Genomic DNA, 16,990 nt, shown 5'->3' with positions numbered 1-16,990 from the left:
CACCGTCACAGCTGAAGGTCGAGCAGCTCCTCGCTTAGATCGGCGTCAGAGATCGTCTGACGGATCTGCGCGTGGTGCGCCTGCTCGCTCCAAAGTTCGAACTTGTCGCCCATGCCCAGCAGCACGGCCTTTTTCTCGATGCCGACCGCCGCGCGGTGGCTCGCCGGAATGCTGATGCGCCCATTGCCGTCGAGCTCGACGAACGCCGCGGCGCCCACGAGCTTGAGCTGCATGCTCCGGTTGACCGCCTTCGCCTTGGGCAGCGCATTGACCTGGTCGCGCAGCCGCTCCCACGCGGCCTGCGGATACAGGTACAGCGAGCCGGACTCGAAGGGGTTGTAGGTGATGACCAGGCGGTTTTCGCACTCGCGCGCGACGGCATCCCGGTAGACGGTGGGTACCGCCAACCGGCCCTTGTCGTCGATCGTGATGGCGGTCTCGCCTTGGAACATTGCGCACCTGTTGGGGGCCGCCTCTACGGACGGCTTGTTCACGGAAAACCACAAAAAACCCGGTTTTCCCTCAGATGCCCACCTTAGGCACGCCCCACAGGGTTGTCAACAAGTTTTGAAGGGGAAATTCACCTGTCGCGTCAATGACTTGCGAAGAACTTCACAGGTTTGTTCAAGACTTATCCACTAGCTATTGTTTCGTCTCAAATTTTGAGACGGACGGCTTGAATCGCCAGCAGCCTACGGCCACGATCCGAATGCCGGCCGGCGCATGCTGCCCCGCAGCATCCGCACGTCCATATGCGAAACAGATCGGAATCGACGAGTCGATAGGCCGGGGTAATCCGGCGGCCAACGGCTGCCTCGCCGAAGCCACAGCCCCCTTTAGTAAAGGGGGCGCGGCGGCAGCCGCGGGGAATTGGAAGCTCCGGAGCCGGGGCCCGAAGTTTTGCCGAGGCAAAACTTTGGGGCGTTTCGACGCCGCGAAGCGGCAAGAAAAAGCGCGAAGTCGGCCGATAAGCCGGGTTCTGTCGTGGACAGTCATTCCTCTAGGCGCCGCGTCACCGCGACGCTCAAGCAACCTACCCGGAGACACCGCGGGCCGCGGCATAGTCTCCCTATTTGGTTTTGCTCCCGGTGGGGTTTGCCGTGCCGGTCCGTTGCCGGACTCGCGGTGCGCTCTTACCGCACCGTTTCACCCTTACCACGCACGTCTTGCGACGCCGTTCGGCGGTCTGCTCTCTGTTGCACTTTCCGTCGGCTCTCGCCGCCCAGGCGTTACCTGGCACCGTGCCCTGTGGAGCCCGGACTTTCCTCGGCATCCTTTCGGATGACGCGACTGCCTGGCCGACTCCGCGGGCTGCATTCTACTGCTTTGCAGTTGAATGCCACCCCCAAAGTTTCGCTGGGCGAAACTTCGGGCCCCGCGCCGCTGCCTCCAAATCCCTGCCGCTGCCGCGGCGCCCCCTTTACTAAAGGGGGCTGTTTGCTTCGTTGGAGGCTCAACTTCGTTGTCAAGCTTGAGCCCCTCTCCCACCGGGAGAGGGGTTGGGGTGAGGGGTAACGAAGGGTCAACGGCAAATCATCCCTGCGGGGCCGCGCTGCGATGTTGCTCTCGCGCTATCACTCCTCGGCGCCGTACAACGCCTTGCGCGGTGCCCCGCTCAACTCGGCTGCGAGCTTCGCCGCCTGCGAGGGCTTCAGGTATTCGGTGAGCTTCGCGTACAGGCGCTTGCCTTCGGCGATCGACGCATCGGCGTCTTCGCCGGCGCCCTCGACGATCACGACGAACTCGCCCTTGCGCTGGTTCGGGTCGGCGCCGACGCGCTGGCGCAAGTCGGCCAGCGTGCCGTCGAGCACCGTCTCGAACAGCTTGGTCAGTTCGCGCGCGATCGTGCCGCGACGCGCCTCGCCGAAGGCGGCGGTGAGGTCGTCGAGCGATTCCTCGATGCGATGCGCCGACTCGTAGAAGATCAGCGTGCGGACCTCGCCAGTCAGGCGCGAGAGGCGTTCGCGTCGCGCGGAGGCCTTCGCCGGCAGGAAACCTTCGAACACGAACCGGTCGCTCGGCATGCCGGCGACACTCAATGCGGCGATGGCCGCACACGCGCCCGGCACGGGCGAGACGCGAAGGCCCGCGGCGCGTGCGGCGCGAACGAGGCGGAATCCGGGATCGCTCACCAGCGGCGTGCCCGCATCGGACACCAATGCGAAGCTTTCTCCCGACTGCAGACGTGTGACGAGCTGCGCGGCCTGCGCATCCTCGTTGTGCTCGTGCAGCGCGATCAACGGACGCTCCAGCCCGAAGTGCGACAGCAACTGGCGCGAGTGGCGCGTGTCCTCGGCGCAGATCGCATCCACGGTTTTCAGCGTTTCCAGCGCACGGGCGGAGAGATCGCCGAGGTTGCCGATGGGCGTGGCGACGACGTGAAGCGTGCCGGGGGCGTTCGAACCGCCCGCTTTCAGGGAGGCGGCGGGAACGGCGGACTGGGGCGTTTGCATCGTGCGTCTGCGGTGGGGCCGGGTAGAATCCTAACCGGTCCCACAGGAACGCCGCGTCGCGGCATTGCATGCAGATGATCCGAGCTTCCAACCGTTGGGCGATGAAGTGGATGTGCGCGGCGGCGCTCAGCGCGATGCTGCTGGGCGGTTGCGCGACCGTGTCCACCACCGGCACCACGGCCTCGCAGCAGAGCCGTAACGCGACGATCGCCCAGGCCGGCGAGCTCGCGCGGGGCGGCGCCGCCCTCTCCGGCGCGCAGCGCACGGCGAACGACCGCGAGATCGAACGCCTGCTGTCGACCCTCGACAACGCCACCCTGTCGCGCGAAGCGGCCTCGCTCGCCGCGGGCGATCCGCTCTACAACCACGCCGGCCAGGCCCTGTTGCGCCGCGGCCTGCCGCTGCCCCGTCCGTTCGATCGCACCGGCTGGAACTTCGACGCCGCCGGCCGCCCCGCCGCCGAACAGGACGGCTATCGGCCGCCGGTGAAGCTGGCCGTGCTGTTGCCGATGTCGGGCACTCTCGCCGTGGCTGCCGCGCCGGTGCGCGATGGTTTCCTCGCCGGCTACTACGGCGAACCGCGCCGGCGCCCCGACGTGAGCTTCTACGACACCGCCGGCACGCCGGGCGGCGCGCTGGCCGCATACGATCGCGCCGCGCTGGAAGGCAACGACTTCGTGGTCGGCCCGCTCGGCCGCGACGAAGTCAATGCGCTGTTCGCCAAGGGCGCGCTGCAGGTGCCGGTGCTCGCGCTCAACCGCGGCGACGGCGAACCGCCTGCCGGCAACGCCAGCTTCTCGCTGTCGCCGGAAGACGAAGGCATCGCCGCCGCCGAACACCTGCTCAGCCTCGGCGCCAAGCGCGTGCTGGTCGTGGCCGCGGTCGACGACACGCAGCAGCGTGCGGTCGCGAGCCTTCGCGAACGCCTGACCGCGCGCGGCGCCACGGTGACCGACGTCGCCGGCGAAGGCACGTCCGATTTCATCCCCTTCGCGCAGAAGGAAGGCGGCGTGGACGCCCTCTTTCTCGCGGTGAAGGGCAGCAGCGCGCGGTTGCTGATGCCGAAGCTTGCGCTGGCCGGTCTGGCCGGCAAGCCGCGCGTGGCGACTTCGCAGTTGCTCTCCGGCACGGGCAAGGCCGAGGAAGACCGCGTGCTCGACGGCATCGCCTTCCCGAGCGAAACCTGGACCACGCGCGGCGTCCCGGGCCTGCCGCCGGCGAGCATCGCCGGTTCGCAGCTCAACAACGCAAAGGGCCCGGCCGCGCGCCTGTTCGCGTTCGGCTTCGACGCGTGGCAGATCACCGCCTTCCTGCAGCGCCTGGCGACCACCGCCGATGGCCACGTCGACGGCGCCACCGGCACGCTGCGCCTGGACGGCTTCGGCAACGTGCAGCGCACGCCGTCGTGGTCGACCTTCAGCGCGGGCCTGCCGACGCCGCTGGCGGATGCCGCCCTTCGCTGATCGCCGCGCACGCGGTGCGGCGGTGGAAGCCGCCGCCCGCGCGTACCTGGGCCGCGCCGGACTTCGCGACGTCGCGGCGAACGCGAACTACCGCTTCGGCGAACTCGACCTGGTCATGCTCGACGGCGCCACCCTGGTGTTCGTCGAAGTGCGCTACCGGCGCGATGCGCGCTTCGGCGGCGGCGCGGCGTCGGTCGACGTGCACAAGCGCCGCAAGCTCGTGCATGCGGCGAGTGCGTTCCTCGCGCACCATCCCAAATATGCGAATGCCCCCTGTCGCTTCGATGTCGTCGAAGCCGACGGCGACCCTGAATCGCCCCGCCTGAACTGGGTAAAAGACGCCTTCCGCGCGGACGACGCGTAGGCGAATATCCGCCAACCCCGATGGGCGCGCACATGCGTTGGATATCCAGCGCGCCATCGGGCCGCGCAATTCCACGACGCGATCAGGGGACGATGATGCGAACGGCAATCCGGATGGCCGTACTGGCCTGTGCATGGACGTTGGTGCTGGGTGGTTGCTCCCGCAAGGAGGAAGCGGCGGACGCAGCGGCGTCGGCCGAACTCCCGCACGTCAACCTCGACAAGCCGGCAGGCGCGTGGCCTCCCTCGCGTCCCCAGACGCCAGTTGCGCCGCCCGATACGCAGACGCAACTGCAATCGGCGGCGAATACGCAGACGCAGGACGGCCGCCGCTTCATCCGCACCGCGAGCGTCGCCTTCAGCGTGCGCGACGTGTACCGCTCCGCGCTGTCGATCGAGGATCTGGTCGCGAAGTACGGCGGCTTCGTCGAGCGCAACGACATCCGCACCGAAGTGAACGACACGCGCTCGCACGCGCGCCACGACGGCATGCGCGTGGAACTGACCACCTACACCCTGCAGGGCGTGCTGACGGTGCGCGTGCCGAGCGATCGCACGCAGGAATTCCTCCGCGCGCTCGCCGGGCAGATCGAGTTCCTCGATACGCGCAACGTCGAGGCGACCGACGCGCAGTTCGACCTGCTGCGCCAGCAGCTCGCATTCGCGCGCCACCAGCAGGCGCAGCAGGCGCTCGCGCAGGTCGCCAGCGCGCCCGGAAAAACAGGCGAGAGGGTCGACGCCGTCAGCACACGCGCCGATGCGCAGACGCAACGCGACGAGGCGACCGTCGCGCGTGCCGAACTGGAAGACCGCATCGCATTCGCGCGCATCGGCCTCGCGATTCGCCAGGCCCCGCAACTGCGCCGCACCGAGCGGCCGGACCTGGAAATCGCGATCCGTCGCGAAGGGCCGGGCTTTTTTGCGCGCATCGGCGAGGCCTTGGCGGAAGGCTGGCGGCTCGCGCTCGACGTGATCGTCGGCCTCGCATACCTGTGGCCGCTGTGGCTTGGCGCCGTGCTGGCGGTGGCCGGCCTGCGCGCCTGGCGCGGGCGCCGTCGCTGACGTGCCGACGATCTTCACCCATGCGGTGGTGCCGTTGGCAGTCGGCATCGCCTGCGGCCAGCGGCTCGTGCCGCGGCGGCTTGTCGCCGCGGGCATGCTCGCCGCGATGCTGCCCGATGCCGACGTCGTGGCATTCAAGCTCGGCATCGCCTATGCGGACGACTTCGGCCATCGCGGCGCGAGCCATTCGCTGTTCTTCGCCGGCGTCGTCGCGATGCTCGGCGCGTGGTTGCATCGACCGCTGCAGACACGTCCATGGATCGCCGCGGCGTGGCTGTTCGCCTGCGTCGCCTCGCATCCGCTGCTCGATGCGCTCACCAACGGCGGCCTCGGCGTGGCCTTGTGGTGGCCGTGGTCGGACGCCCGCCTGTTCGCGCCCTGGCGTCCCATCGCCGTATCGCCCATCGGCGCCGGGTTCTTCAGCGCGCGCGGTCTGGCGGTGATGGCGTCGGAGCTGCGCTGGATCTGGTTGCCGTGCGCGTCGATCGCCGCGGCGGGCCTCGCGATGCGGCGGGCGGTATCCTCGCGGCCATGACGCCGTTGCCGCCCACGCTCGATTCCGAACTCCGCTCCCTGCTCGGCGATGCGTGGCGTACCGACGAAAGCGAACGCCTGACCTACGCCTACGACAACTCGCGCCGGCAGGCGCTGCCCGACGCGGTCGCATTGCCGACCACGCGGGAACAGGTCGTCGGCCTCGTGCGTGCGTGTCGCGCCGCGCGCGTGCCGGTGATCGCGCGCGGCCGCGGCACCAACACGACGGGTGCCGCGGTGCCGGTGGCCGGCGGCGTGGTGGTGTCGTTCGAACGCATGAACCGCATCGTCGACATCCGCCCGGGCGACCGCTGCGCGGTGGTCGAACCCGGCGTGCTCAACGGCGACCTGCAGGCGGCGTTGAAGCCGCATGGCCTGTTCTGGCCGCCCGATCCCACCAGCGCCGGCTACAGCAGCATCGGCGGCAACCTGGCGTGCAATGCCGGCGGTCCGCGCGCGGTGAAATACGGCGCCACGCGCGACAACGTGCTCGCGCTCACGGCCGTCACCGGCACGGGCGAGTTGATCCACTGCGGCACCGCGACGACAAAAGGCGCGACCGGCTACGACCTCCAGCGCCTGCTGGTCGGCAGCGAAGGCACGCTCGCGCTGATCGTCGAGGCGAGCCTGCGTCTCACCCCGGCGCCGAAATCGCGGCGCGCGCTGCGGGCGATCTATCGCGACGTATCGTCCGCCGCGCAGGCGGTCGCGCGCCTGATGGCGCAGCCGGTCACGCCGTCGATGCTCGAATTCATGGACGCCGACGCGGTGCGGCTCGCGCGCGACGTCGGCGGCGCCGACCTGCCGCGCGACGCCGGCGCGCTGCTGATGATCGAAGCCGATGGCGATGCGCAGACGCTGCCGCACGACATGGAAGCGCTGATGCGTGCGGCCGATGGCGAGGGTCTGGTGTCGCTGGACGATGCCGCCGACGAAGCCGCGCGCGAGAAGCTCTGGGCCGCGCGCAAGGCGTTGTCGCCTTCGCTGCGCACGCTGGCGCCGGGGAAGATCAACGAAGACGTCGTCGTGCCGGTATCGCGCATCCCGCAACTCGTGGACGGCGTGCATGCGCTCTCACGCGAATTCGACCTGCCGATCGTCTGCTTCGGTCACGCCGGCAACGGCAACCTGCACGTCAACCTGCTCTATCACCCCGACGACGCCGCGCAGTCCGCGCGTGCGCATGCGGCGATGGCACGCGTGTTCGCACTGACGTTGTCGCTCGGCGGCACGCTGTCGGGCGAGCACGGCATCGGGCTGGCGAAGCGTGAGTTCATGCCGCAGGCGATCGACGCGCCAACGCTGGCGATGATGCGCGCGGTGAAGGCGGCGTTCGATCCCGACGGCATCCTCAACCCGGGCAAGCTGCTGCCCGACTGAGCGTCAGAGGAACTGGTCGAGCTTGCGCATGACCAGCATCATGCCGACCACCCAGCACAGGATGACGAGCAGCACGGCACCCCAGTTGCTGCCGACCTTGCCACGCCTGCGCTGAACCCAGAAGCCGATCGCGAGCAGCACGGTCGGCACGATGAAGAACAGCATGCCGATCAGGAACCTCGTTTCCACGCGCATCCTCCTTGGGCAAGGGACACCGGCGATGGGCTGATCTTACGCTGCTGGCGGGACGCTTCAGCGACGGGCGCTTTCGCCTTATGGCCGCTCGGCCCGAGCCCCTCTACCCTGGGGAGACGGCTCGGTGAGGGGCAACGGAGTATTCGCGGTGATCGGTAGGCGCCGCGAGCGCGCCGCGATTCCCTCTTCAAGTTGAAGCGCGTTTCGTTTTTTTCCTCGCTTCAGCGCTCACGCGAAATGCTGATAGCCCACCTGCGCGGATTCCCACGGCGCACCGAGCGCATCGACCGCCCGCACGCCCTCGCCCGCCTCAATGCGACCGATACGCGCGACAGGCGTTCCGGTCTCACGCGCGATCCGCTCGATCTCTTCCCGCATCTGCGACGCAGCGGTGAAACACAGTTCGTAATCGTCGCCACCGGTGGCTTGCCAAGCGTGGCGCGTCGCATCGTCGAACGCAGCGCGCAGCGCATCCGATGCAGGCAGACGATCGAGTTCCACCCGCGCACCGACACCGCTCGCACGCGCGACATGCGCGAGATCCGCCAGCAGCCCGTCGGACACGTCGATGCATGCGTTCGCCACGTCGGCGAGCGCCGCGCCGAGCGCGAGACGCGGCGTCGGTCGATCCAGGCGCGCACGCAGGAACGCATCGCGCAGCGACCCTGCGCGCCATTGCGCCAACGCGCCGGCCGCATCGCCGAGCGTGCCGCTGACCCAGACGTCGTCGCCGACGCAGGCCGCCTCCCGTCGCAGCGCGCGATTGGGCGCGACGAAACCGTGCACGGTCACGCTGATCGAAAGCGGGCCGCGGGTCGTGTCGCCGCCCACCAGCGCGACGCGGTGCGCGTGCGCGAGTTCCAGGAAACCGTCCAGGAAACCGTCCACCCAATGCGCATCGCCGCCGGGCAGCGACAGCGACAAGGTGCACCACGCGGGCTCGGCGCCCATCGCGGCGAGATCGGACAGATTCACCGCGAGCGACTTCCAGCCGACGTCGGCCGGCGCGGTGTCTTCCGGGAAGTGCACGCCCGCGTTGAGCGTGTCCGCGGCGACGACCAGCCATCGGCCTGCCGGCACCTGCAACAACGCGGCGTCGTCGCCGATGCCGAGCACCACGTCATCGCGCGAATGCACGCGGCGACGGATGCGCTCGATCAGGTCGAATTCGCGTGCGTCGCGATGCGGATCACTCACGGGCCACTCCGGCGTGTGCGGTTCGACGCTGCCACCGCGACCGCGTTGCGCGGCCGCGGCGATGCCGCCCTCATCGCGGGCGCGGCGCCTTCACTTCGGTCGCGCGCCACTCCGCGGCCGCGTGGTCGAGCACGCCGTTGACGTAGGTGTGGCCGTGCTCGGCGCCGAAACGCTTCACGGTTTCGATCGCCTCGTTGATCACCACGCGGTACGGCACGTCCGGGCGCATGCGCAGCTCGTACGCGGCGATGCGCAGCGCGGCGCGCTCGATGGCGTCGACCTGTTCGATGTCGCGGTCGAGGAACGGCTTGAGCGCGTCATCCAGCGCTTCCACGTTCGTCTCCACGCCACGCACCAGGTCCTCGAAGTACTCAAGGTCCGCCTGTTCCTTGGCCTGTTCGTGGGCGAACTGCGCGATTACCTCGCGCGCGCTCGAGCCCGACATCTGCCACGCGTAGACGGCCTGCAGCGCGCGGCGACGCGCACGCGAGCGGGCAACGGGATCGATTCCATCCGGACGACGACGGTTCATGGCAATTGCCCCAGCAGATGACTCATTTCAAGTGCGGCCAGCGCCGCTTCCTCGCCCTTGTTGCCGTGCGTGCCGCCGGCGCGGGCCTCGGCATCCTCATGGCGTTCCACCGCCAGCACGCCGTTGGCGACCGGCAGGCCGTAGTCGAGCTGCACGCGCATCAGCCCGTCGGAACACCCATCGGCGACCTGCTCGTAATGACGCGTGTCGCCACGAACGACGCATCCCAGCGCGACCACGGCCGCGTGCCGACCGGCCTTGGCCAGCTGCACGGCGACCACCGGGATTTCCCAGGCGCCCGGCACGCGGATGACGTCGACCGCGGACTCGTCCACGCCGTTTTCGGCGAAGGTCTTGCGCGCACCGGCAACCAGCGTATCGGTGATGCGCGGGTTCCAGCGGCTGGCGATGATCGCGAATCGCGCGCCCGGGGGGCTGCGCAGGTCGCCTTCGAAGTGGGTCATGGGGCGTTCTTGGTGAAGGGCGGGGATTCTAACCCGGACGAGCCCGGAGGCTTTTCGGACTCCCCCCCTGCCTGCAGGGAAGGGCCGGGAGGGGTAGCGAAGCCGCCTTCGGGCGAGCTTCGCGCAGAGCGGGTCAGTGCGGCGTCTCGACGTACTCCACGACCTCCAGCCCGAAGCCGGCCAGGCCGATCTGCTTTCGCGGCGTGCCCAGCACGCGCAGCTTGCCCAGGCCCAGGTCGGCGAGGATCTGGCCACCCGCGCCGTTCCGACGCCATTCGGCCAGCGCATGACCGCGGCTGGAGGCCGCATCATCCGCGTGCTGGGGCGCGCGGATGCGGGCCAGCAGCGCGTCCGCATCGGCCTGGTCGGCCAGCAGGACCAGCGCACCGCGGCCTTCGGCGGCGATCGCCTTCAGCACGTCGCCCACCGCCGGGCCGAAATCCGGTCGACGCCAGTGCAGCGCGTCGGCGAGCGGGTTCTGCATGTGCACGCGGACCAGCGTCGGGGCGGCGGGATCAGGCGTGCCCCGGCGCAGCGCGAAGTGCAGCGCATGGCTCACGCGGTCGCGGTACGTGAACAGCTCGAACGCGCCGTGCTCGGTCTCGATCTCGCGCGCATCCACGCGCTCGACCGTGTGCTCGGTCTCCAGCCGATAGCGGATCAGCTCCTCGATCGAGCCGATCTTCAGACCGTGCTCGGCGGCGAAGGCCTCCAGCTCCGGCCGGCGCGCCATGCTGCCGTCGGGGTTAAGGATCTCGACCAGCACGCCCGCGGGCTCCAGGCCGGCCAGCAGGGCCAGATCGCTCGCCGCCTCGGTATGCCCCGCGCGATTGAGCACGCCGCCGGGCTGCGCCTGCAGCGGGAAGATGTGGCCGGGCTGCGAGAGGTCGCTGGCCGACGCATCCGGCCGCACCGCCGTGCGCACGGTATGCGCGCGATCGTAGGCGCTGATGCCGGTGGTGACGCCTTCGGCCGCCTCGATGCTGACGGTGAAGTTGGTGTGGTGCGGCGAGGTGTTGTCGCGGACCATCGGCGGCAGGCCGAGCTGGCGGCAACGTTCGCGCGTGAGCGACAGGCACACCAGGCCGCGCGCGTGCGTGACCATGAAGTTGATGTCCTGCGGGCGCACGAGTTCGGCGGCCATGATCAGGTCGCCTTCGTTCTCGCGGTCTTCGTCGTCGACGATGACCACCATGCGGCCGTTGCGGATCTCTTCGAGCAATTCGGGAATCGGGCTGAAAGGCATGTCGTTCCCCTTATTCCGCGCGACCGGCGAGCAGCCGTTCGACATAACGCGCCACCAGATCGATTTCCAGGTTCACCGCATCGCCCACGTTCGTATGCGCGAAACGCGTGTGCGCGACGGTATGCGGGATCAGCGCGACCTCGAAGCCGGCGTCGTCGACTTCGTTCACCGTGAGGCTGACGCCGTCTACGCAGATCGAACCTTTCTTCGCGATGTAACGCAGCAGCGGCGCAGGCGCGGCGAAACGCCAGCGCTGCGCACGCGCGTCGGGTTCGATGCGTTCGACCCGACCGAGTCCGTCGACGTGGCCGCTGACCAGGTGCCCGCCGAGGCGATCGGTCGGACGCATCGCGCGCTCCAGGTTCACCGCGTCGCCGACGGCGAGCGCGCCGAGCGTGGTGAGCGCGAGCGTTTCGTTCGACGCATCGGCCGCGAAACCGCGCGCGTCGAATTCGACGACGGTGAGGCACACGCCGTTGACGGCGATGCTCTCGCCAAGCTGCACCGCGTCGAACGCGAGCGTGCCGACGTCGACGGTGAGGCGGACGTCGCCACCGCGGTGTTCGAGGGATGCGAGGCGGCCGACGCCTTCGATGATGCCGGTGAACATCAGCGCGCCTCCATCGGTCGATGGCCGGTGCTGCAGGCGGACGATGCGTTTCCTGGAATTCCCGCGCTTGTCCGTGCGGGCTGTTGCAGAAGGAGCTGCATATGAAACGTTTCCCGTTCAAGAAGATGAGCGAAAAACGCCTCAAGGCATGAGGCAGGCGCACGGCGCGGGGCCGTGTGCGGCTGTCTTCTTTCATCCGGACTTTCCGGGAAGCTCGCGCTTTCCGACCGTCGGCTCCGGCATTGGACCGGATCTGCTGACCCTCTTCGCCAGTGGCGACGAGGCGCTCGCGGGCTCGTGCGAACGCCGGAACCCGCGCGATCGCACCTACCGCCGGTGGGGAATCTCACCCCGCCCTGAAGACGTTACGTATTGTGGTTGCCGGCGAACCGGCGGGCGGATTCTAGCATCCGGGCCCGGGAAGGCCCGCCGGACGGAGTGTTCCGCGTCTGGCGCCCTGCCCGGCGCCGCTTGCCTTCAGGCCTTCTGCCGCAGGTGCAGGAACAGCGGCCAGCGGATCGTCCGCGTCTCGTCGGCGTCGCCCCACGCCGCCGCGAGTGCGGGACCATACCGGGCGACCGGGTCATCGAAGGTGTCGGCCGTGCAGCGCGCGACGGCCGACATGCTCGACAGATAGCGCAGGAAGTGCGCCAGCGACCACTCCGCCTCCAGCCAGAGCGACGGCGCGGGCAATGCAGGAAACGGCCAGTTGTAGCCGGCGTAGTGCGCGTCGATCTGTTCGCGTTCCGGCGGCCAGTACGGGTCGATGCGGCTGCGGAACGCTTCCACTTCATCGACCATGCCTTCCGGCGCGATGAAATCCGCATAGCCCCACGCGGCGAGCACGCCGCCCGGCGCGAGCACGCGCTCGCATTCGGCGAAGAATGTCGTGCGATCGAACCAGTGCAGCGCCTGCGCGACGGCGATCAATCCGACGCTCGCATCGGCAAGCGATGTGCGCTCGCCCGGCTCCACCGCGAGACTCACCTTGTCCGTGCCCGGTTGCGCCCAATGCTGCGCGAGCTGCTTCGCGCTGGGCTCGGTCGCGTGCACGTGCGCGAAGCGCGCGGCGAGCCCGCGCGTGGCCTGCCCGCTCCCGGCACCGGGTTCCCAGACGCGTGCCTCGCGTGGAACGACGGCGGCGATCGCATCGAACAGGTCGTCGCCGTACTCCGGGCGCGCCTGCGCGTACGCATCGGCGATGCCGGAGAAATGGTCCTTGAAGTTCGCGCCGCTCATGTGCGTCTCCTCGGCGAAATCTGGATCGACAGCGGTTACGCGGAAGGCCCCGGGCGCAGCAGCAGGCGGATGTCCTGCCCGATGTAGCGCGACTCCACGATCGCCATCTTCAACTTCTGCGTCATCGTGTCGATGGCGAGGCCGTCGAACATCGGCCGTGCGCGTTCGCCCAGCAGCACGGGCGCGACGTACAGCAGCACTTCGTCGACCAGGCCCGCGCCGAGGAATCCGCCGGCGAGCGTCGCGCCGGCTTCGAGCTGGATCTCGTTGACGCCGCGCTCGGCGAGCAGGTGCAACACGGCATGCAGGTCGAAGCGTCCGTCGCGCAACGGCACGGCCGCATGCTGCGCGAGCAGGCCGCGCGGCGGCTTGGCGTCGGGCGCATGCAGGTACAGCGTTGGCGCGTCGCCTTCGCGAACGCGGCCGCGCGCGACAGTGGCGAGACCCGGATCGAGCACCACGCGCAGCGGCGGCACGAACGGCGTGTCGTCGCCCATGCGCACGGTGAGTGCGGGATCGTCGGCCAGCACCGTGCCGGCGCCGGTGACGATCGCGCCGCTACGCGCGCGCCAGTGCTGCACGTCCAGGCGCGAGGCCTCGCCGCTGATCCACTTCGATTCGCCGTTCGCGAGCGCGCTGCGTCCGTCCAGGCTGGTGGCGAGCTTCACGCGCAGCCACGGCCGGCCGCGTTCGACGCGCGAAAGGAAACCGCGGTTGAGCGCGCGTGCCTGCGCTTCCATCAGGCCCGACGCGACGTCGACGCCCGCCGCGCGCAGCTTTTCGAAACCCGCGCCGTCGACCTGCGGGAACGGATCGCGCATCGCCGCGATCACGCGCGACACGCCGGCGGCGATCAGCGCATCCGCGCACGGCCCGGTGCGACCGGTGTGCGCGCACGGTTCAAGCGTTACGTAGGCGGTCGCGCCTTTCGCGCGTTCGCCTGCGTCGCGCAGGGCATGGACCTCGGCGTGCGGTTCGCCGGCGCGCTGATGCCAGCCTTCGCCGACGACCTCGTCGCCATGCGCGATCACGCAGCCGACCATCGGGTTAGGTTTGGTCGTGTACGCGCCGCGCTCGGCGAGCCGCAGCGCGCGCGCCATCATCGCGTGGTCGGTGGCGGTGAACGCCGCGATCATCAGCGCTTGCCCTTACGCGGCGACGGTTCGGCTTCCTCGTCGAGCAACGGCAACTGCCCTTCGGCGGACGCGTCGCTTTCCAGGCGGTCGAGTTCCTCGCGGAAATCGGCCACGTCCTGGAACGCGCGATACACCGAGGCGAAGCGCACGTAGGCGACGTGGTCGAGCTTGCGCAGTTCGGTCATCACGAAATCGCCGACACGGCGCGACGGCAGTTCGCGCTCGGCGGTCATGCGCAGGTGATGCACGACGGCGCGCACGGACGATTCGATCTGTTCTTCCGACACCGGACGCTTCTGCAACGCGCGGTCGAAACTCGCGCGCAGCTTGCGGGCGTCGAACGCTTCGCGGCGGCCATCGCTCTTGATGATCAGCGGCAGCTTGAGCTCGATGGTTTCCTGCGTCGAAAACCGCTCGCCGCAAGCTTCACAGACGCGACGACGGCGGATCGTCGCGCCGTCGTCGGACACGCGCGAATCGATCACGCGCGTGTCGGGGTGCTGGCAGAAGGGGCAGTGCATCAGAGAGCCGGCGAAGGAAAATGGGGAATGGAGAATCGGAAAGCGAAGCCGAAGCGGCGGACTCCTGCTCCAGCCATTCCCAAGTCCCGATTGCCGATTCCCGTATCAGCCATACACCGGGAACTTCGCGCACTGCGCCGTCACCTTTTCGCGCACGGCGGCGATGACGGTCTCGTCCTTCGGCGCGTCCAGCACGTCGCAGATCCAGTTCGCCAGCTCGATGCAGTCGGCTTCCTGGTAGCCGCGGGTGGTGACGGCCGGCGTGCCGATGCGCAGGCCGGAGGTGACGAACGGCTTCTGCGGGTCGTTCGGCACCGCGTTCTTGTTGACGGTGATGTGCGCGCGGCCGAGCGCGGCTTCGGCGTCCTTGCCGGTCACGCCCTTGCCGATCATGTCGATCAGCATCAGGTGGTTCTGCGTGCCGCCGGAAACGATCTTGTAGCCGCGCGCGATGATCGTCTTCGCCATCGCCTGCGCGTTCTTCACCACCTGCTGCTGGTAGGCGGTGAATTCCGGCTCGAGCGCTTCCTTGAAGGCCACCGCCTTGGCGGCGATGACGTGCATCAGCGGACCGCCCTGGATGCCCGGGAAGACGATCGACTGCAGCTTCTTCTCGATCTCCTCGCCGGCGCCCTTGGCGACGATGATGCCGCCGCGTGGACCGCGCAGCGTCTTGTGCGTGGTGGACGTGACCACGTGCGCGTGCGGCAGCGGGTTCGGGTACACGCCGGCGGCGACCAGGCCGGCCACGTGCGCCATGTCGACGAACAGGATCGCGCCGACCTTGTCGGCGATGGCGCGGAAGCGCGCCCAGTCGATCTGCTGCGAATACGCCGAGAAACCGGCGACGACCATCTTCGGCTTGTGTTCCAGCGCGAGCTTCTCGACCTCGTCGTAGTCGATCAGGCCCTGGTCGTTCACGCCGTACTGGACCGCGTTGAACAGCTTGCCGCTGACGTTGACCTTCGCGCCGTGGGTCAGGTGGCCGCCGTGGGCCAGCGACATGCCGAGGATCGTGTCGCCCGGATTGAGCAGCGCGAGGTAAACGGCCTGGTTGGCCTGGCTGCCCGAATGCGGCTGGACGTTCGCGTAATCCGCGCCGAAGAGCTGCTTCAGGCGGTCGATCGCGAGCTGTTCTGCGACGTCCACGTACTCGCAGCCGCCGTAGTAGCGCTTGCCCGGATACCCTTCGGCGTACTTGTTGGTCAGCACGCTGCCCTGGGCCTCCATCACGCGCGGGGAAGCGTAGTTCTCCGAGGCGATCAGCTCGACGTGGTCCTCCTGGCGGCGCGCCTCGTTGGCGATGGCCTGGGCGAGTTCATCGTCGTAACCGGCGATGCGGGCGGAGCTGGGGAACATTCGGCGAACCTCGGGCGTGGGTGGGCGGGGGCCGGCGAGGCCCGGGAAGCTGGCGCGGCCGGGTCGAAGATGGTAGCCCAGGCCTTAAAATGCGGCCAGCGAGCAGCCGGCCATGCGGCCGTCAATGCGAGCTTTCCGCTCCCACCCCACAGGGAATCCTTCGACCGTGAAATGGGTCTTCGTCCTGCTGTTCCTCGCCAGCGCGGTGTACGTGCACTACCGCGGCCGGGTACGGCATCGCCTGGGCCGGCAATTGCTGGACCACTCCACCTTCATGGCCCCGATCAACGTGCTGATGTACGCGTTCTCGCGCGTGCCGACCACGCCGTTCATCGCCGATCCGGGCCGCCACTTCCCCGAGCTGGAACCGCTGCGCCAGAACTGGCAGGCGATCCGCGCCGAAGCCCTGCGCCTGCGCGAGCTGCAGCAGATCAAGGCCGCCGACGGTTACACGGACGTGGGCTTCAACTCGTTCTTCCGCCGCGGCTGGAAGCGCTTCTACCTGAAGTGGTACGACGACGCGCACCCGTCGGCGGCCGAGCTGTGCCCGCAGACCACCGCCCTGCTGAAGCAGATCCCCAGCGTGAAGGCGGCGATGTTCACCGAACTGCCGCCGGGCAGCGAGCTGCGTCCGCACCGCGATCCGTATGCCGGTTCGCTGCGCCTGCACCTGGGCCTGGAAACGCCCAACGACGACGGCTGCTTCATCGAGGTCGACGGCCAGCGCTACAGCTGGCGCGACGGCGAGTGGACGATGTTCGACGAGACCTACATCCACAGCGCCCGGAACGAGACGCAGGGGAACCGGATCATCCTGTTCTGCGACGTGGAGCGGCCGCTGCACACGGCGCCGGCCCGCGCCTTCAACCGCTTCGTCGCGCGCAACCTCATCGCCGCCGGCGCCTCGCCCAATCAGGAGGGCGACAAGACCGGCGGGTTCAACCGGCTGTTCAAGTACTTCTACGCGCTGCGCCTGAAGGCCAAGGGCCTGCGCGAGCGCAACAAGTCGCTGTATTACGGGCTGAAATACGCCGCGGTGGCGCTGGCGGTCGGGTTCATCGTCTGGATCTGAGGCTGGCTAGCCCCTCTCCCGCATGCGGGAGAGGGGTTGGGGTGAGGGCGCCCCAGCCACGTGGCCGCCCTGCCCTCATCCGCCCTGCCGGGCACCTTCTCCCGCGAGCGGGAGAAGGGAGCACCTCCGGCGGACCCGGATTCGAGCTGAAGCCCGCCAGCGAC

General features: G+C 69.0%; 18 protein-coding genes, 1 other RNA gene and 1 riboswitch. Of the genes, 6 read left to right on the top strand and 13 right to left on the bottom strand.

The window, feature by feature from the left end; translation table 11 throughout:
• Positions 1 to 5 precede the first annotated feature (5 nt).
• The 3 genes from mraZ to rsmI all read right to left on the bottom strand — a co-directional run bounded on the left by mraZ (position 6) and on the right by rsmI (position 2,453).
• Entirely contained in the window at positions 6 to 452 is a 447-nt protein-coding gene (gene mraZ / locus LA521A_RS03695) for a division/cell wall cluster transcriptional repressor MraZ (RefSeq protein ID WP_206860013.1), read from the bottom strand.
• Positions 453 to 952: 500 nt separating this feature from the next.
• An RNA gene (gene rnpB / locus LA521A_RS03690) (RNase P RNA component class A) lies at positions 953 to 1,306 on the bottom strand.
• A 268-nt stretch (positions 1,307 to 1,574) separates the two neighbouring features.
• Positions 1,575 to 2,453 (bottom strand): 16S rRNA (cytidine(1402)-2'-O)-methyltransferase, encoded by an 879-nt coding sequence (gene rsmI / locus LA521A_RS03685; protein WP_281781030.1) that lies wholly within the window; start codon positions 2,451 to 2,453, stop codon positions 1,575 to 1,577.
• A 68-nt stretch (positions 2,454 to 2,521) separates the two neighbouring features.
• Here rsmI and LA521A_RS03680 point away from each other — a divergent pair, with 68 nt between their 5' ends.
• The 5 genes from LA521A_RS03680 (at position 2,522) to LA521A_RS03660 (ending at position 7,255) form a co-directional block, all read left to right on the top strand.
• Positions 2,522 to 3,916 carry a penicillin-binding protein activator gene (locus tag LA521A_RS03680; protein ID WP_281781029.1) on the top strand — a complete coding sequence of 465 codons (1,395 nt, stop codon included), beginning with the start codon at positions 2,522 to 2,524 and terminating at the stop codon, positions 3,914 to 3,916.
• Positions 3,900 to 4,280, top strand: coding sequence for a YraN family protein (locus LA521A_RS03675; RefSeq protein ID WP_281781028.1), 381 nt, complete (start codon positions 3,900 to 3,902; stop codon positions 4,278 to 4,280). Before LA521A_RS03680 ends, LA521A_RS03675 begins: the two co-directional genes overlap by 17 nt.
• 113 nt (positions 4,281 to 4,393) lie before the next feature.
• Positions 4,394 to 5,341 carry a DUF4349 domain-containing protein gene (locus LA521A_RS03670; RefSeq protein WP_281781027.1) on the top strand — a complete coding sequence of 316 codons (948 nt, stop codon included), beginning with the start codon at positions 4,394 to 4,396 and terminating at the stop codon, positions 5,339 to 5,341.
• A gap of 1 nt (position 5,342) precedes the next feature.
• A complete protein-coding gene (locus LA521A_RS03665; RefSeq protein ID WP_281781026.1) occupies positions 5,343 to 5,876 on the top strand; it encodes a metal-dependent hydrolase in 534 nt (177 codons plus the stop codon).
• Positions 5,873 to 7,255 carry an FAD-binding oxidoreductase gene (locus tag LA521A_RS03660; RefSeq protein WP_281781996.1) on the top strand — a complete coding sequence of 461 codons (1,383 nt, stop codon included), beginning with the start codon at positions 5,873 to 5,875 and terminating at the stop codon, positions 7,253 to 7,255. Before LA521A_RS03665 ends, LA521A_RS03660 begins: the two co-directional genes overlap by 4 nt.
• A 3-nt stretch (positions 7,256 to 7,258) precedes the next feature.
• Here the strand turns inward: LA521A_RS03660 and LA521A_RS03655 are convergent, their stop codons facing one another.
• The 10 genes from LA521A_RS03655 to glyA all read right to left on the bottom strand — a co-directional run bounded on the left by LA521A_RS03655 (position 7,259) and on the right by glyA (position 15,754).
• Positions 7,259 to 7,444 carry a hypothetical protein gene (locus tag LA521A_RS03655; protein WP_281781025.1) on the bottom strand — a complete coding sequence of 62 codons (186 nt, stop codon included), beginning with the start codon at positions 7,442 to 7,444 and terminating at the stop codon, positions 7,259 to 7,261.
• A 234-nt stretch (positions 7,445 to 7,678) separates the two neighbouring features.
• Positions 7,679 to 8,647 carry a thiamine-phosphate kinase gene (thiL, locus tag LA521A_RS03650; RefSeq protein ID WP_281781024.1) on the bottom strand — a complete coding sequence of 323 codons (969 nt, stop codon included), beginning with the start codon at positions 8,645 to 8,647 and terminating at the stop codon, positions 7,679 to 7,681.
• 70 nt (positions 8,648 to 8,717) lie between these two features.
• Positions 8,718 to 9,179: a transcription antitermination factor NusB gene (gene nusB / locus LA521A_RS03645; RefSeq protein ID WP_281781023.1), complete on the bottom strand. Its 462-nt coding sequence runs from the start codon at positions 9,177 to 9,179 to the stop codon at positions 8,718 to 8,720.
• Positions 9,176 to 9,643, bottom strand: a complete 468-nt coding sequence (gene ribH, locus LA521A_RS03640; protein WP_281781022.1) for a 6,7-dimethyl-8-ribityllumazine synthase — start codon at positions 9,641 to 9,643, stop codon at positions 9,176 to 9,178. The genes nusB and ribH overlap by 4 nt, the downstream gene beginning before the upstream one ends.
• Positions 9,644 to 9,776: 133 nt before the next feature.
• Positions 9,777 to 10,889, bottom strand: a complete 1,113-nt coding sequence (gene ribB / locus LA521A_RS03635) for a 3,4-dihydroxy-2-butanone-4-phosphate synthase (RefSeq protein WP_281781021.1) — start codon at positions 10,887 to 10,889, stop codon at positions 9,777 to 9,779.
• 10 nt (positions 10,890 to 10,899) lie between these two features.
• Positions 10,900 to 11,499 (bottom strand): riboflavin synthase, encoded by a 600-nt coding sequence (locus LA521A_RS03630; protein WP_281781020.1) that lies wholly within the window; start codon positions 11,497 to 11,499, stop codon positions 10,900 to 10,902.
• Positions 11,500 to 11,679: 180 nt separating this feature from the next.
• Positions 11,680 to 11,867: riboswitch (FMN riboswitch) on the bottom strand.
• Between the two features lie 109 nt (positions 11,868 to 11,976).
• Positions 11,977 to 12,738, bottom strand: a complete 762-nt coding sequence (locus tag LA521A_RS03625; RefSeq protein ID WP_281781019.1) for a class I SAM-dependent methyltransferase — start codon at positions 12,736 to 12,738, stop codon at positions 11,977 to 11,979.
• A gap of 35 nt (positions 12,739 to 12,773) precedes the next feature.
• Positions 12,774 to 13,874: a bifunctional diaminohydroxyphosphoribosylaminopyrimidine deaminase/5-amino-6-(5-phosphoribosylamino)uracil reductase RibD gene (gene ribD, locus LA521A_RS03620; RefSeq protein ID WP_281781018.1), complete on the bottom strand. Its 1,101-nt coding sequence runs from the start codon at positions 13,872 to 13,874 to the stop codon at positions 12,774 to 12,776.
• Positions 13,874 to 14,395: a transcriptional regulator NrdR gene (gene nrdR / locus LA521A_RS03615; RefSeq protein ID WP_281781017.1), complete on the bottom strand. Its 522-nt coding sequence runs from the start codon at positions 14,393 to 14,395 to the stop codon at positions 13,874 to 13,876. Before nrdR ends, ribD begins: the two co-directional genes overlap by 1 nt.
• A 105-nt stretch (positions 14,396 to 14,500) precedes the next feature.
• Positions 14,501 to 15,754, bottom strand: a complete 1,254-nt coding sequence (glyA, locus tag LA521A_RS03610; protein ID WP_281781016.1) for a serine hydroxymethyltransferase — start codon at positions 15,752 to 15,754, stop codon at positions 14,501 to 14,503.
• Between the two features lie 124 nt (positions 15,755 to 15,878).
• Here glyA and lpxO point away from each other — a divergent pair, with 124 nt between their 5' ends.
• Entirely contained in the window at positions 15,879 to 16,826 is a 948-nt protein-coding gene (gene lpxO, locus LA521A_RS03605; protein ID WP_425494559.1) for a lipid A hydroxylase LpxO, read from the top strand.
• The last annotated feature ends 164 nt before the right edge of the window (positions 16,827 to 16,990 follow it).

The organism is Lysobacter auxotrophicus (assembly GCF_027924565.1).
Classification (GTDB): Bacteria; Pseudomonadota; Gammaproteobacteria; order Xanthomonadales; family Xanthomonadaceae; genus Lysobacter_J; species Lysobacter_J auxotrophicus.
This window is presented reverse-complemented; position numbering and strand designations above follow the sequence as displayed.